This is a genomic window from Actinokineospora bangkokensis (assembly GCF_001940455.1).
Lineage (GTDB): Bacteria > Actinomycetota > Actinomycetes > Mycobacteriales > Pseudonocardiaceae > Actinokineospora > Actinokineospora bangkokensis.
In genome coordinates, this window is sequence record NZ_MKQR01000016.1 from 64,115 (window position 1) to 78,634 (window position 14,520).

Below are 14,520 nucleotides of genomic sequence, written 5' to 3' on the forward strand. Positions count from 1 at the left end.
GGTCCGCGGCGCGCCTGTCGGGCGGGGCGGATGCCCGCTTTGTTTGCCCCTTCGACGTCCCTGTGGACGTCCGCACGAGCTTCCCCCGTCAGTCCACACTGCCCAGCGAGACGACCGCGGGGACCTGGCGGGCGGTCACGTCGAGGCGCGGACGACCAGGACGGGGTCGAACAGCAGGGCCCGGGACGGGGGTTCGCCCAGCAGGGTGACCATCGCGGCGGCCATGTCCTCGACCGGCTGGCGGATGGTGGTCAGGGGCGGGCTGGTGGTGCGGGCGGTCGCGCTGTCGTCGAAGCCGATGACGGCGACGTCCTCCGGGACGCGCCTGCCCGCGGCCGCCAGGGTGCGCAGTGCCCCCTCGGCCATGACGTCGTTGGCCGCGAAGACGCCGTCCAGCCCCGGGTGGTCCAGCAGCAGGCGGGCCATCGCCGCCTCGCCGCTGGCCGGGGTGAACCCGCCCTCGGTCACCGCGCAGGCACCCGCGACGCCCTGGAAGCCGCGCAGGCGCTCCCGACTGGCCCGCACGTCCAGCGGGCCGGTGATCGTGGCGAGCCCGCGGCGGCCGCGCGCCAGCAGGTGCTCGGCCGCGAGCGCCCCGCCCCGCGCGTGGTCGAGGTCCACGTGCGGGAGCGCGGCGCCCCGGGCCGGGCGGGCGAAGGTCACCGCGGGCAGGCCCGCCTCGGCGCAGGCCACCGGCAGCGGGTCCGCCGGGTGGGTGGACACGATCAGCGCGCCGCCGAGGGAGCCCTCGGCCAGCGCGGTGAGCACGTCGGAGCGGGCGGCGCCGGTGTCGGCGTGCACGAGCAGCGGGTAGCGGCCCGTCTCGCCCAGCGCCGCCACCACCCCGCCCGCCGCCCGGCCGAAGAACGGGTCGGCGAACACCTGCGCCGGGGTCGCGTCGTGGGCCCCGGAGAGCACCAGGGCGACCGCGTCGGTGCGCTTGGTGACCAGGGCCCGCGCCGCCTGGTTGGGGCGGTAGCCGGTGGCGAGCACGGCCTCGTCGACCCGGCTCCGCAGGTGCGGGTCGACGTTGCGGGTGCCGTTGACGACCCGCGACGCCGTCGCCCGGGAGACCCCCGCCGCCCTGGCGACGTCCTCCAGGGTGGGTTGCCGCTTCGCGGTTCCCGCCCGCGACGGCGCCGCGCGCCCCACTACCGGTACACGCCGAACTCGTAGAGGGCGTAGCCCCACGCCGTGCCGCGCTGGGTGGCCAGCACGCGCACGTACCGGCCGGACGCGGACACGTCGACGTCGTCGGCGCCGCCGTCACCGGTCGTGGTGGCGTGCACGTCGCGCCAGTCGGTGCCGTTGTCGGAGGCCTGGATGCGGTACGCCTTGCCGTAGGCGGTCTCCCAGATCAGCTGCACGTGCCGGAACGCCTGCACCTGGCCGAGGTCGACCTGGATCCACTGCGGGTCGCTCCAGTCGCTCGCCCAGCGGGTCGCGGCGATGCCGTCGGTGGCGTTGGACGGCGGGTAGGGGGCGCCGTCGCCCTGCTGCTGGTAGCTCGACGCGGTGGTGGGCTTGCCCTTGGCGAGGTTCGTGCCCGGCACCTGCGGTGCGACGACGCGGATCGAGCGGGCCTCGATGCCGGTGTTGCCCTTGCCGTCGCGGGCGTAGAGGTAGAGCTTCCACACCCCCAGCGCCTGCGGCGCGGTGACGGTGAACGAGCCGCTGCCGGTGAAAGCGGCGGAGATGATCCCGCCGGAGCCGTTGATGTACTTGCTGTTGTACCCCATGGTGTAGGAGATGGGGTCACCGTCCGAATCGGACACCGAGGCGTTCACCGCGAACGTGCCACCGGCGGGCACGGTGGTCTGCGGCAGTGCCATGGACGAGATCACCGGCGGGGTGTTCGCCGCGCCCTGACCGCCGTAGATGCCGCGGACGGCGTAGTAGGACAGCCGCTTCTCGTTGTTGGGCAACAGGTTGAACCACACGCCGCCGAAGTCGCCCTCGGTGCCGTAGTGGAACAGCGTGGCGCCGAGCGCGACACCGGTGTGGCCGGTGATGCAGCGCCACGCGTCCCGGTAGCCCTGCGCCTTGGCGAGGTCGGTGGGCTCGCCGGGCACGCCGTTGACGTCGGCTGCGGCCTCCCACTCCCCCAGCGGCCCGCCCTCGGTGACGATGTAGGGCTTGGTGTAGCCGCCCGCCTGCCAGTCGGCCTTGACGTTGCAGACCGCGCCGTAGGCGTTGACGGCGTACAGGTCGAGGTCGGGCGCGTTCGCCTTCAGGTAGGGCCAGGCCCCCGTCCAGGCGTCGGTGGAGGTCACGGGGTGGTTGGGGTCGATGCCGTGGATCGTGCGCGCGGCCTCGTTGACGAACTTCGCATAGGCGGTGCGCTGGGCCTCCAACTGGCTGCCGGAGAAGCAGTTCTGCATGCCCAGGATCGACTCGTTGCCGACGTCCCACAGCAGCACGCCGGGGTGGCCGCGGTACTGGGTGACCCACTTGGTGATCTCGCCCAGCATGGTCGACTTGTAGGTGGTGTCGGTGACGTAGTCGACGCACCCGCCGCTGCCCGGACCACCGCCGGGTTGCAGCCAGAAGCCTGCGACGACGCGGACCCCGTTGGCGGCGGCGGCGTCGAACAGCGGCTGGGACGTGGCGTCGGTGCCCCAGGTGCGGATGGTGTTGACGCCCATCGCGCGCAGGTCGGGCATCCGGGACGCCGCTTCGGACACCGCCGGGCCCCAGGTCAGGCCCTTGACCTGCCAGGGGCGGCCGTTGACGGTGAGCTGCCAGGCGCCGGGACCGCCGGTGACGGCGACCTTGTCCGCGGCGGCGGCGGTGGGGACGGGCTGGGCGTCGGCTGGGCTGGTGGCGGCGGTCAGCAGGCCTGCGGCGAGCAGGGTGGTGGCGAGCAGACCGGTGGCGAGCAGGGTGGGCGGGCGCGTGCGGGCACCACGGGACATGGCGACTCCTCGCGGGGTGGGGGGAGATCGTGGGAGAGCGCTCTCCCGCCGCATCGAGTGTTGCGGCCACGTTGCGCCGGTGTCAACCCCTCACCAACAGCGGCTTGACATGGTGGCCCGCGGCGGCCCACGCTGGATGGGAGAGCGCTCTCCCAGGTTGGCCCGGTCGCCGCCCGGCGGCCGGGTGTCCCACACCCTGGAGGACCCCGTGCCCGCAACACGCACCCTGGTGCTCGCCGCCGTCGGCGCGGCCGCCGCCGCCGCGCTGGTGGCGGTCGGCCCGGCCGCCGCCGACGACCTGGTCACCCACCACGAGTTCCAGGTCAACTGCCTGGTCACCCAGCACAAGGCCGACGACCCGATCGTCTACCCCGGCAAGCCCGGCGCGTCGCACGACCACACCTTCGTCGGCAACACCTCGACGAACGCGAACAGCACCCTGGACTCGCTGCGCGCGGCGGGCGTGGGCGCCACCTCCTGCCTCAACCCCGACGACTTGTCCGCCTACTGGTTCCCCACGGTGTCCAAGGGCGGCGTCCCCGTCCTGTCGACGTGGCGGCAGACCATCTACTACAAGTCCGGCGTGCAGGACTACACCACCGTGCGCCCCTTCCCACCGGGCCTGCGCTACGTCGTCGGCGACATGATGGCCACCCAGGACCAGTTCCGCACCGCACCCGGCGCCGTCGAGGGCTGGGAGTGCGGCGACAGCTTCCACAACTGGGACATCCCCGCCACCTGCCCGGCGGGCACCCAGCTCAACATCCGCTACCAGGCCCCGAGCTGCTGGGACGGGCTGCACCTGGACTCCGCCGACCACAGGTCGCACATGGCCTACCCGGTGGGCGGCGCCTGCCCGGCGACCCACCCGCGGCCGGTGCCGATGCTGGAGTTCAAGATCGCGTTCCCGGTCGACGGCGACATGTCCTCGGTGCGGTTGGCCAGCGGCCGCGGCTACTCCTGGCACTACGACTTCTTCAACGCCTGGGACGAGCCCACCCTGGCGGCCCTGGTGTCGCACTGCATCAACGGCGGTTTGCAGTGCGACAGCCGCGGCTTCGACCTGTACAAGCCCGACCGCGGTGCGGTGCTGGGCGCGAACTACCGCCTGCCTGGCAGGCCGTGAGACCCGGTTGCCGCTGAGGAGTTCCGCGGGGGTGAAAGAGCGCGGGACTTCGTGGCCGGCTCGATGCGGTGGACCCGTTTGGGTGGGGCCCCTACGGCGATCATGAGCTGAGAGAGCGGGAAAAGCTGGGGCCAAAAGAGCCCCGCTCAACCCGGACAGGGTAGCTCATGATCGCCTACCCCACCCAAACAAGTCCACCGCATCGAGCACCCCCGTAGCCGGGCCGCCGGTTGGCCGGTGGTTGCCCTGTGTGCAAACCAAAAGCAGCGCGCCCACCCACGGAACCGCCGGCCCGGCTACGGCCCTGCTCGATGCGGTGGTTGTGCTTGACCGGGGAAGGCGATCATGTGCTACCCACGGCGGGGGGGTGGGGCCGCAGGCCTCACCTTTTCCCCACCCCGAGCACATGATCGCCGCAGGGGCCCCGGTCAAGCGCAACCACCACATCGAGCCAGCAAAGAAAATCCCGCGCTCTTCCAACGCCGAAGCCGAAGGCGAGGCGACCCCTCACACCCTACTCTCAGCCGCCACCCGCCGCCGAGCGCGCCACAAAGACACCCCCGCAGCAGCAACAACCACAGCCGCCAGCGACACAACAAGCACCAAGACGTTCCCAGACTCACCCTCCTCGCCGCTGGCAGCGTTGTGCGGACCATCCTCCGCCCCAGGAACCTGGTTCGTATCGGTCGCGCACAACACCCGCACATGCTCACGCACCACACACGCCGAAGCGGCCAGTCCCGTCGCCCCCGGGCGCGGTGGGCCGGGGACGAACGTGGCCGCCACCGTCATCGCGCCGCCGGCCGGGACGTCGAGCGCCCACATGGCGAGCCACGGCTCGGGGCTCGTGCCGCCGTCCTGCACCCCGGTCAGGCGCACGCCCACCGGCAGGGTCAGTTCGACGTCGGCGGTGGCCGGGGCGTCCGACGGGTTGCGGACGGTGACGCGGTAGGTCGCCGGGCTGTCGGCGGCGACGGTGGTCGAATCGTCCGTCACGGCGATCTCGAACGCCGGTTGCGCCGACGCGGGTGGTGCGCAGAGCAGGAAGCAGGCCACGAAGGCGAGGAGGACACGCACGGCATCTCCTTCCGGTGCCCGCGCATCGGGCGCGATCAACGCTAAGCGCCTCGGCCCACGCCCCGACTGCCCTCGCGGACAGCGGTGTGGGCGGTCTGGACGGTCCGAGCCGCCCTCGGCCCCCGGGTGCGCCAAGCGCTGCCCATCGGGGCAGCGGGCATCCCAGCGGGCCGTGGCGCTGCTCTACTGCTTGCCATGACTGGGAATCCGCAGAGCTGGGCACATGCCCGCGGGGTCGTCGGCCGGGCCGCGCGAGTGGGGGCGGCGCTGGTGGCGCTGTCGGCCGTCGGGCTCGCCGCAGCGCCCGACCGGCAGTCCACCGTGGCCGCGGCCCCCCTGTCGCCGCGCCAGGGGGTCCCGGAACGCGGTGCGGCCGTCGACCCGCCCGCGGGGCCGCGCCCCGTGGGGGCCGATGGTGACGCGCCGGTCGCGCAGGGCACGTCGGCGGGACCGGTGGTGCGGGCCGGGTTCGTGGCGCGGGCGCCGGTGGTCGGCGGGGAGGTGGCGGGCATCCCGGCCTCGGTGCTGGCCGCCTACCAGCGCGCGGTCGCGGGGTCGGCGTGGGAGCAGCCGCGGTGCGGTCTGCCGGTGGCGCTGCTGGCCGCCATCGGCAAGGTCGAGTCGGGGCACGCGCGCGGCGGGCGGGTGGACGCCACGGGGCGCACGGTGCGGCCGATCCTGGGGCCGGTGCTCGCCGGGCAGCCCGGGGTGGCGGCGATCCGGGACACCGACGGCGGGCTGCTCGACGGCGACAGCACCTGGGACCGCGCGGTGGGGCCGATGCAGTTCATCCCCGGCACGTGGCGCCGGTGGCGCACCGACGGCAACGGCGACGGCGCCGCCGACCCGCACAACGTCTTCGACGCCGCCGCCGCGGCGGGCCGCTACCTCTGCGCGGGCGGGCGCGACCTCACCACCGCGGGCGGGTTGCGGTCGGCGATCCTGAGCTACAACCGCTCGGAGTCCTACCTCGCGCTCGTGCTGTCGTGGATGTCCCGCTACGCGGGCGCCACACCGATCCCGGACGCCACGGGTCCCTTCCCCACTGGCACAACGGACATCCCGGCCGACGACGGCACGACCCCCGCGGGCGCACCCGCCCCCGGGACGCCGCCGGGCGCCGAGACCCCTCCGCCCGCGACGCAGGTGCCACCGCCCACGAGCACCCCCGCGCCGCCGACCACCACGACCCCGCCGCCGAGCCCACTGCCCCCGCTGTTCCCGCCCACCACCACTCCCCCGCCCGGCACGGTCCCACCGGGAACGCCTGCGCCGACCACCCCGCAGGCACCGGACCCGCTCGGCACCGTCGCGTGCACCGTGGGCGGTGTGCTCGACGCGGGTCTGGGCCTGGTCGGCGGGCTGGTGGGCGGCCTGGTCGGCGGGCCACCGCCGGAGCAGGCGGACCAGACCTGCGCCGGGTGACGCCGCGGCCGGGTCGGGCACGGCGCCCGACCCGGCCGCGGCCGTCTCACCCCGCCTGCCGCGCCCGGTCGGCCTCCGGTGACCCGACCTGCACCAACCGCACCGCCAGGTGCAGCGCCAGGCGGACGTCCGGGTCGGAGAACTCCACCGACAGCAGCGAGCGGATCCGGTCGAGCCGCTGGAGCACGGTGTTGCGGTGCACCCCCAGCGCGCCCGCCGTCGCGGTGGCCGACGACTCGTTGTCCAGGTAGCAGGCCAGGGTCAGCACCAGCTGCCCGCCCGCGTCCGCGGTCAGCAGCGGCCTGAGCAGCTGCGCGGCCAGTTCGTGCTGGACACCGGTGGTGAAGCGGTCCGCCAGCAGCCGCTTGACGTTGTCCTCGCCCAGTTGCTCCACCGCGCCCTCGGTGTCGCGCGCCGCGGCGACGAGGCTGGCCTGGCGGGCCTCCTCCAGCGACCGCCGCAGCCCCGGCACGCCTTCCCCGGGCGTGCCGACGCCAGCGCACAGCCGCAGGCCGGGGTGCTCCCGCTCGACGGCGAGCAGCGCCGCCCGCACCCGGCGCAGCAGCGCGGTGGTGTCGGGGGCGCCGTCCGGTGCGGTCGTCCACAGCGACCAACCCGGCCGGTGCGCGATGGGGTCGACGCCGATGCCGTGCTCGACCAGGCAGTCGCGCAGCAGCCCGCCCACCACCGCGGGGTGCGCGGTGGCGCTGGAGCGGCGGGTGGTGACGTGCACGGCGGTGTGCGTGCCCGCCAGCCGCCAGCCCAGCGCGGTCGCGCGCTCCAGCACCCGCCGCCGGGGCGCCTCGGCCTCGTCGACCAACCGGTCGAGCAGCACCTCCTGGCGGCGCCCGCGGCGCTCGAACTCCACCGCCGTGGTGGCCAGGTGCGCGGTGAACGCCCAGGCCAGCACACCGAGGGAGAGCGCGGCGGTGTGCGCGCGGGTGGAGTCGCCCGCGGGCACGACCGCCACCAGCCACAGGTTCGCCGGGCCCGCGGGGGTGAGCTGGACCGGTTGGGCCACCAGCAGTTCCTCCCCGGCCGCGCGCACCCACGGCGCCGGGCGGGCGGCGCGCAGGCGCGCCCGGGCGTCGGGCACCGAGCGCGGGACGTCCGGGGCGACGTCGCCCGCCAGCACCCGGCCGGTCGGGTCGACCAGGCCGACCGGGTGGTGCAGGGTCGCCGACACCACGTGCAGCATCTGCTCGGGGTCGGTGCCCGCGGCGCGCAGCCGGTGCGCGATGAGCCCGAGCGGTCCGGTGCCGGAGGTGTCGGGGGTGCGCACGTAGCGGTCCATCGCGGGCACCAGCCGGTCGGTCTCGACGTGGTCGACCAGCACCAGGGGGACGCCGCTCTTCTCGGCCAGCGCCCGGGTGGACAGCGGCAGGGGGTGGGGTGGTCGTTGCAGCACCAGGCCCGCCACCGAGCGCTGGGCCCCCGCCCGGATGGCCAGGTCGGTGCCGACGTCCTCGGCGTGCAGCGCGGCGCGCGGGAACACCACCAGCGCCGCGGGGGCGGCGTCGGCCAGCGCCCGGGGGGTGGCCGCGGCGACCACCGAGCCGACGACGGTGCGCAGGGCGGACTCGGCCCCGACGAGGGTGTGGTCGGCGAAGAAGCCGACGGAGAGCAGGTGACTCAGCATGACGGACATTGCCCCGCTCCTTCGGTTGCGCGTGCGGTCTGCGGTCCGGGGACCGCACCGGGCGCCCGACGGGCGCCGACCGCGGGCGGGGACCGCGTCGTCCCCACCGGTTTGTCGTACCTGCACCCGGTGCAACGACGCGACCGCGCCCGAATGACGATCTTTGTTCGCGTTATCGGGCAACCGGAAGCCCGCCGATCGGGTCAGATCGCGCCCGGCGGGTCGAGGTCGTAGCCGAAGGCGCGCGGGCCCGCCGCGGCGAGGCCGACCGCGGTGCGCCAGCGGCGGTCCGCCGCGGCGGTGACCACGTGCACGCGCGGGCCCTGGGCCAACCGGGTGGCCGGCAGCGGGGTCCCGGTGTCGGCGTCGACGACGCACAGCAGGTCGGGGACCCCGGCGCGCGGCACACCGTCCTCTGTGGCCAGTATCAGGCCGGTGGGCACGAAGTCCAGGCGCAGCGCGCGCCCGGGGGTGCCGGGGTCGAGGACCGTGGCCGTCCCGCGGCCCGCGGCGCCCCCCACGTCGGCGAGCAGGCCGGTGAACAGCGGTCGGATGCCGGTGCCCGCCCAGCGGTCCGCGCGGTCGCGGGCCAGCCGGGCGCCCAGGTCGAGGCAGCCGCTCACGGAGCGGTCCACGGTGCCCGCCGCGCACCGGGCGGCCGCGACCGGGTAGGTGGCCACCACCGCGCCGCCGCCGAGGGTGTCGGCGGCGGCCGCCGCCAGCGCCCGCGCGCGCTGCGGGTCCGCGGTGCTGATCAGCACCAGGTCGCCGCCCGGCCCGGCCAGCGCGACCGGGGTGGGGGCCACGCCCGCCAGGGCCAGCAGGCTCACGTCCCAGCGCCCGAAGCCGCGCCCGGCGCCGTCGGCGTCCACGCACGGCACCCCGAGCACGGCGGCGGCGTGCACCGCGGCCAGCGCCGACGCGCCGCCGATCTCCAGCGGCAGCACCGCGGCGCAGCGCGCGCCGACCCGCTGCTCCACCGCCCGGACCGCGGTTCGGGCGGCCACGTCGGCGCCGGGACCGGCGCGCGGGCCGGGCCCGGCGGCGCCGACGGCGACGACCAGCGCCTCCGGCGGCAGGTCCGCGGCGGCCACCAGCGGCACCGGGCCGCGCTCGCCCAGCGCGGCGCGCAGCGGACCGGCCGCCGCGGCGGGCGAGGCGCCGCCCGCCGCGAGCAGCGCGGCACCGCGGGTGAGGTCGTCGACCAGGTCGGCGCTGATCCGGTCCGGCCGGGCCACGGGCTCAGATCATCCCTTCGCGCATGGCGAAGGCGACCGCGTGCGTGCGGTTGCGCAGCTGGAACCGGGTCACCACGTCGTGCACGGTGTTCTTGATGGTCCGCTCGGAGTAGCACAGCTCGCGGGCGATCTCGCGCACCTCCATGCCCTGCGCCACCATCCGCAGCACCGCGGCCTCGCGGTCGGAGAGCCCGGTGAAGCGCAGGCCCTTGGGCGCGAGCACCTGGTTCTGCAACCGGTTGACCTGCCCGAGGAGCCTGCCGAGCAGCCGGGGCGAGAGCACCCCGCCCATCGCCGCGGCCTGGCGCACCGCCTCGACCAGCCGCTCCGGGGACGCCTCGGCGCGCAGGACCAGCCCGCACACGCCCACCTCGATCGCCGCCAGCAGCGCGCCGTCGTCGACCGCGGAGAGCACCAGCACCACCTGGCGCAGGCCGCGGCCGCGCAGCTCGCGCACCAGGCGCAGCGCGGCGTCGTCGACCACGTCGCTGACCACCACGCACACCGCCGCCGGGTCCACGTCCTCGCGCGGCACCGGCAGCAGCGCCACCTCGGGCCTGCCGCGCAGCTGCGAGGCGACCCCGGTCTCCAGGATCGGGTCGGTTGCGGTGACGTGCACTGCGGTCCTCGCTTGCATCTGGTGCCCCCTTCGAGCGGTCCCTGACCCTGCGCCGCCAGTCTGGGCAGCGGCGCTCAACAGGGGCTCAAACCGCTCGTCACCGCACCAGCGCGGTCGTCGCCACCGCCTGCGGGGTGCACAGCTCGCGGGGGTTGGCGCACTCCACCGCGAGGGTGACGACGTCGCCGGGGGACAGCAGCGGCGCGGGGTCCGGGCGCAGCTGCTGGCCCGCCCCGGTGAGGGCGGCGAGCGGGTAGTCCCCGAGCGGGGTGTCGCCGTGGAGGACCTGGAGGTGCCCGGAATCGCCCGCGGGACCGGACAGCCGCAGCGACAGCAGGCGCTGGCGGGCCCCGTCGGGGACCACGTAGGAGAACAGCTGTGGTCCACCCTGGACGCCCGGCGCGGCGCTCGCCCGGATCGTGAACCCGCCCGTCACCGGAACGGCGGTGGTGGTGCGCGGCACCCGTGTGCTGCCACCGCTGCCGCCCACCGGCAGTGGGTCCGAGCCGACCGGTTGCGCCGCGGGCGGAGCAGTGGGTTGCGCCGATGGCGGCGCGGGTGTGGTGGTGGCCGGTGGGGTGGTGGGGGGTGAGGCGCTCGTCGACGTCGCCTTGGCGGTGGGGGCCGGGCCCGCGATGGAGGTGGGTTGCTGGCGCAGCAGGGCGAGCACCAGCACCGCGACGATGATGATGAGCGCCATCAGCAGGGAGAACAGCCAGAAGAACCGGCGCGGCACCAGCGGTTGCTGGGTGTGGGCCGCCTCGACCTCCACCGGCGCCCCGTCCGGCACCAGCACCGTCAGGCCGAACGGGTGCGAGCGGTCCGGGCCCTTCCAGAAGTACTTGCGCGGCTTGGCCTTGACCCGGACGAACGTCGCGGTGCCCGGCTCCAGCCGAGGCGATCTCGGCTTGACCCGGAAGGTGAGCTTGGCGTCGGGGTCGGCGGCGGTGACCTCCACCCCGTGCGCGTGGTTGCCCAGGTTGTCCACCGCCAGGGTGTGCCTGCCGCGCCTGCGCCCGGTGGAGGTGACCGGCACGACCTGGGCGACCACCTCGGTGAACCGCTCGACCGAGACCACGCCCTCCTGCACCACCGACCCGCCGGGGTCCTCCCGGGAGGCCACCCGCAGCGCGAACGGGTGCGGGCCCGCCAGCACCTGCGGCGAGCGCGGCGGGGAGAAGGTCAGCTCGACGCCGACCTCCTGGTTGGGCATCAGGTTCACCCGCTCGGGCTTGACCTGGGTCCACTCCGCCACGTCGCCGCGCACCGAGAAGGCGAACTGGTCGACCACGGCGGAGTTGTTGCGGATCAGCACGTGGCAGCGGCCCGCGCCGCCGGGGGCCACGGTGACCTCGGTGGTGCGGAGCAGCGCGCTGACGGCCATGCCGCCATGCTCCGCCGCCGCGGTGGCGCGGGCAGCCGGGCTGCGGCCAGACGGGGGGCCGCCGCTCGGGTGACGCGGGGGCAAGCCGGGGGTGCCCTGGGGGCAACGCGCGGTGCTCCGGTTGTGCGAGTTGCCCACGCGCACGTGCCCCGGTGGGCGAAGTGCCCCATGACAGGACGCCCCGCGCTCACCAGACTGCGCGGTGTGATCGTGCCTGCCGCCCCCGCCCGGACGACCGGGCTCCTGCGACGCGACGACCTGGTGGCCAAAGTGGAGGCGGCGGCGGCCGCGCGGGTGCGGGTGGTGGTCGGACCACCGGGCTCGGGCAAGACGGTGCTGCTGCGGCTGCTGGCCGGGCAGCCGGGCGGCGCGGACGTGGTGCGCGGGTGCGCGCTGGACGCCGCGGCGGGCACCGAGGCGGGCCTGGTGGCGGCGGTGGCCGCGGCGTTCGGGCTGCGGGTGCCCGGCGAGGTCGACGCGCTGTGCGAGGCCCTGGACTCGCCGCTGGCGCTGGCGGGCCCGCGCACCCCGCTCAGCGGCGGCCCCGGCGCGCGGGTGCCGGTGGCGGTGTCGCGGGTGGTGCTGCACGTCGACGACGCGCACGTGCTCGTGGGCACCCCCGGCGGCGCCGCGCTCACCCGGTTGGTCGCCCAGGCCCCGCCCGGGATGCGGTTCGTGCTGGCCGGGCGCGACGACCGGGTGGCCGACCTGGTGCGCCCCGGCCCCCGCTTCGACCAGGCCGACCTGCGGCTGCGCACCTGGGAGGTCGAGGAGCTGTTCGCCCGGTCGCACCGCGCGCCGCTGGACCCGGAGACCGCGGCGGCGCTGTGCGCCAGGGCCGAGGGGCTGGTGGGCCCGGTGCGGCTGCTGCACCTGGACACCGCCCGGCTGCCGCCCGCCGAGCGCGCCGCGGCGCTGGCCGCCCCGCTGGCGCACTCGCCCCGGCTGGAGCGCTTCCTCGACCGCGAGGTGCTGGGCCCGCTGCCCGCGCCGCTGCGCGAGTTCGTGCTGGCCGCGGCGCCGCTGGGGGTGCTCGACGGGGCGCTGTGCGACGTCGCGCTGGACCGGGCCGACAGCCACGCGGTGCTCACCGAGCTGACCGCGCGCAACGCGCTGACCACCCGCGTGCCCGGTGGCCGCCTGCACCGCTTCCACGTGCTGCTCCAGCAGCACGCCGAGCAGCGGATGGCCGAGCGCGGCGGCCCGCACCTGACCCGCCGCGCCTACCGCACCGCCGCGGCGCACCTGGCCGACGCGGGCCACTGGGCCGCGGCGCACCGCTGCCACTCCCGCGCGGGCGACTGGGTGGCCGCCGCGGCGGTGCTGCACCGCTTCGGCGCCCACCCCGGCGCGCTGCGCGCGGGCAGCGCCCTGCCGGACGTGCTGCTCGCCGACGACCCGTGGGTGGCCCTGGCCGACGCCCGCAGGCTGCGCGCCGAGGGCCGCCTGGCCGAGGCGCACGACACCTACGCCAGGGCCGAGGCGCTGCTGCCCGACCCGCGGCTGCGCTGGCGCTGCTCGCTGGAGCGCTCCGCGGTGGCCCGCTGGCTGGGCCACCCCGGCGACCCGCTGGTCGACGACGTCTGCGGGCGGGTCGCCGACGCCCTGCGCGAGCGCCCGGCGAAGCTGCTGACCACCGCGGTGCCCACGCAGAGCCCGGGGTGGACGCTGGGGCGCGCGGTGGCCGCGCTGCTCGACGGCCGCCCGGACCGGGCGGTGGAGCTGGCCTCGGAGCTGCCCGACGGCGCGGGGTTCGTGCCGCTGGCGGGCCGGGTGGTGGTGGCCGTCGTGCACGCGGTCACCGCCCGCACCGGCCCGGTGGGCCGCTTCGCCCGGCTCGCCGCCGAGTGCGAGGCGGCGGGCTGGCTGTGGCTGGCCAGGCTGTGCCGGGCCGCGCCCGCGGTGCTCGACCCCGACCACTGCGCCGACGCCGCAGCCGTGGTGGACGAGTGCGTCGAGGTCGACGACCCGTGGGGGGCGGTGCTGGCGGGCTGGCTGCTCTCGGTCGGGCTGGTGCGCGCGGGCCGCGACCCGGTGGCCGCCGTCGAGGCCGCCATCGCCCGCGCGGACGCGCTGGGGGCACGGGTGCCCGCGGCGTGGCAGCGGTTGCTGCGCGCGGAGGCCTTGCGCGAGCAGGGCGACGAGCGCGCCGAGGCCGCGGCGGCGGAGCTGGGCGCGGAGCTGGCGGGGACGGCGCTGGACCGGGCCGCCGCCCTGCGCGGGCGCTTCCTGGACGGCTTGCGCGCGCCCGCGCCCAGGCCGGTGCTGGTGGCAGCGGACCCGGCCGTCGAGGCAGCCGCCACCGTCGTGCTCCCGACAGCGGCGGACGAGCACGTCGACGCGCGCGTCCGCACGGCACTGGCCCCGCCGCCCGGCGCGGCGCTCCCCGCGGAGGCGCACGTGCAGATCCGGTGCTTCGGCCGCTACGCGCTGACCGTCGACGGCGTCCCCGTGCCGCTCGACGGCCTGCGCACCCACCCCCGCAGGCTCCTGCACATGCTGTCCATCCACTGTGGACAACCGTTGCACGACGAGCGGCTGATGACGGCCCTGTGGCCCGACGCGCCGGTGAAGCGGGCCAAGCACCGCCTGCAGGTGGCGATCTCCACCCTGCGCGCGCACCTGCGCGGGCACCTGCCGCCCGACCACGGCGTCGTCCGGCAGGGCACCGCCTACCTGCTGCGCCTGCCGGGGACCGGCGGGGTCGACCTCGTGGCGTTCGAGTCCACCGCGCGCCGGTGGCGCACCGCCCACCGCCAGGGCGACCACCGCGAGGCCATCGCCCTGGGCCGCGCGGCGCTGGAGCTCTACCGGGGCGAACTGCTCACCGAGGAGGGCCCGGCGGAGTGGCTGCTGGCCCGGCGCGAGGCCCTGCGCGGTGAGGCCGCCGCGATCGCCGCCGCCGTCGCCACCGCCGAGCTGACCCGCGGCGACCCCGAGGCGGCCATCGCCACCTGCGAGCGCGGGATCACCATCGACGAGCTCGACCACCGGCTGTGGGCGCTGCTGGCCGAGGCGCGCAGCCGCACCGGCAACCACGCCGCCGCCCTGCGCACCCGCCGCGCCTACCAGGACCTGCTGGCCCAGGCGTGAGCGC

Annotated in this window: 10 protein-coding genes; 3 read left to right on the forward strand and 7 right to left on the reverse strand. The window is 76.4% G+C overall.

From position 1 onward, the window contains the following. Positions 1-135: 135 nt before the first annotated feature. Together BJP25_RS14900 and BJP25_RS14905 are read right to left on the reverse strand one after the other, a co-directional pair. The gene (locus tag BJP25_RS14900; RefSeq protein WP_075975524.1) at positions 136-1,152 is read right to left on the reverse strand and encodes a LacI family DNA-binding transcriptional regulator; all 1,017 of its coding nucleotides are present in this window, start codon (positions 1,150-1,152) and stop codon (positions 136-138) included. Continuing rightward, positions 1,152-2,915: a discoidin domain-containing protein gene (locus BJP25_RS14905; protein WP_084794023.1), complete on the reverse strand. Its 1,764-nt coding sequence runs from the start codon at positions 2,913-2,915 to the stop codon at positions 1,152-1,154. The genes BJP25_RS14900 and BJP25_RS14905 overlap by 1 nt, the downstream gene beginning before the upstream one ends. Before the next feature lie 208 nt (positions 2,916-3,123). Here BJP25_RS14905 and BJP25_RS14910 point away from each other — a divergent pair, with 208 nt between their 5' ends. After that, positions 3,124-4,041, forward strand: a complete 918-nt coding sequence (locus BJP25_RS14910) for a DUF1996 domain-containing protein (protein WP_075975855.1) — start codon at positions 3,124-3,126, stop codon at positions 4,039-4,041. Between the two features lie 507 nt (positions 4,042-4,548). Here the strand turns inward: BJP25_RS14910 and BJP25_RS14915 are convergent. Further along, positions 4,549-5,118, reverse strand: coding sequence for a cupredoxin domain-containing protein (locus BJP25_RS14915; protein ID WP_075975525.1), 570 nt, complete (start codon positions 5,116-5,118; stop codon positions 4,549-4,551). Between the two features lie 195 nt (positions 5,119-5,313). On the opposite strand from BJP25_RS14915, the gene BJP25_RS35555 reads away from it, so the two are divergent. Next, positions 5,314-6,543: a lytic transglycosylase domain-containing protein gene (locus tag BJP25_RS35555; protein WP_143219088.1), complete on the forward strand. Its 1,230-nt coding sequence runs from the start codon at positions 5,314-5,316 to the stop codon at positions 6,541-6,543. A gap of 46 nt (positions 6,544-6,589) precedes the next feature. Here the strand turns inward: BJP25_RS35555 and BJP25_RS14925 are convergent, their stop codons facing one another. The 4 genes from BJP25_RS14925 to BJP25_RS14940 all read right to left on the reverse strand — a co-directional run bounded on the left by BJP25_RS14925 (position 6,590) and on the right by BJP25_RS14940 (position 11,423). After that, positions 6,590-8,191 carry a PucR family transcriptional regulator gene (locus BJP25_RS14925; protein WP_075975527.1) on the reverse strand — a complete coding sequence of 534 codons (1,602 nt, stop codon included), beginning with the start codon at positions 8,189-8,191 and terminating at the stop codon, positions 6,590-6,592. Positions 8,192-8,385: 194 nt separating this feature from the next. After that, a complete protein-coding gene (locus BJP25_RS14930; protein ID WP_075975528.1) occupies positions 8,386-9,420 on the reverse strand; it encodes an S-methyl thiohydantoin desulfurase domain-containing protein in 1,035 nt (344 codons plus the stop codon). A 4-nt stretch (positions 9,421-9,424) separates the two neighbouring features. Beyond that, on the reverse strand, positions 9,425-10,039 hold the full coding sequence (locus BJP25_RS14935; protein ID WP_408607150.1) for a response regulator transcription factor: 615 nt from the start codon (positions 10,037-10,039) through the stop codon (positions 9,425-9,427). A 97-nt stretch (positions 10,040-10,136) separates the two neighbouring features. Further along, the gene (locus tag BJP25_RS14940) at positions 10,137-11,423 is read right to left on the reverse strand and encodes a COG1470 family protein (protein WP_075975530.1); all 1,287 of its coding nucleotides are present in this window, start codon (positions 11,421-11,423) and stop codon (positions 10,137-10,139) included. 204 nt (positions 11,424-11,627) lie between these two features. Here BJP25_RS14940 and BJP25_RS14945 point away from each other — a divergent pair, with 204 nt between their 5' ends. Next, the gene (locus BJP25_RS14945) at positions 11,628-14,516 is read left to right on the forward strand and encodes a BTAD domain-containing putative transcriptional regulator (RefSeq protein ID WP_075975531.1); all 2,889 of its coding nucleotides are present in this window, start codon (positions 11,628-11,630) and stop codon (positions 14,514-14,516) included. Positions 14,517-14,520 lie beyond the last annotated feature (4 nt).

Excerpts from the sequence above, each read along its gene's own strand:
- BJP25_RS14925 (WP_075975527.1), bottom strand. The coding sequence starts at position 8,191 with ATGTCCGTCATGCTGAGTCACCTGCTCTCCGTCGGCTTCTTCGCCGAC.
- BJP25_RS35555 (WP_143219088.1), top strand. The coding sequence starts at position 5,314 with ATGACTGGGAATCCGCAGAGCTGGGCACATGCCCGCGGGGTCGTCGGC.
- BJP25_RS14940 (WP_075975530.1), bottom strand. The coding sequence starts at position 11,423 with ATGGCCGTCAGCGCGCTGCTCCGCACCACCGAGGTCACCGTGGCCCCC.
- BJP25_RS14905 (WP_084794023.1), bottom strand. The coding sequence starts at position 2,915 with ATGTCCCGTGGTGCCCGCACGCGCCCGCCCACCCTGCTCGCCACCGGT.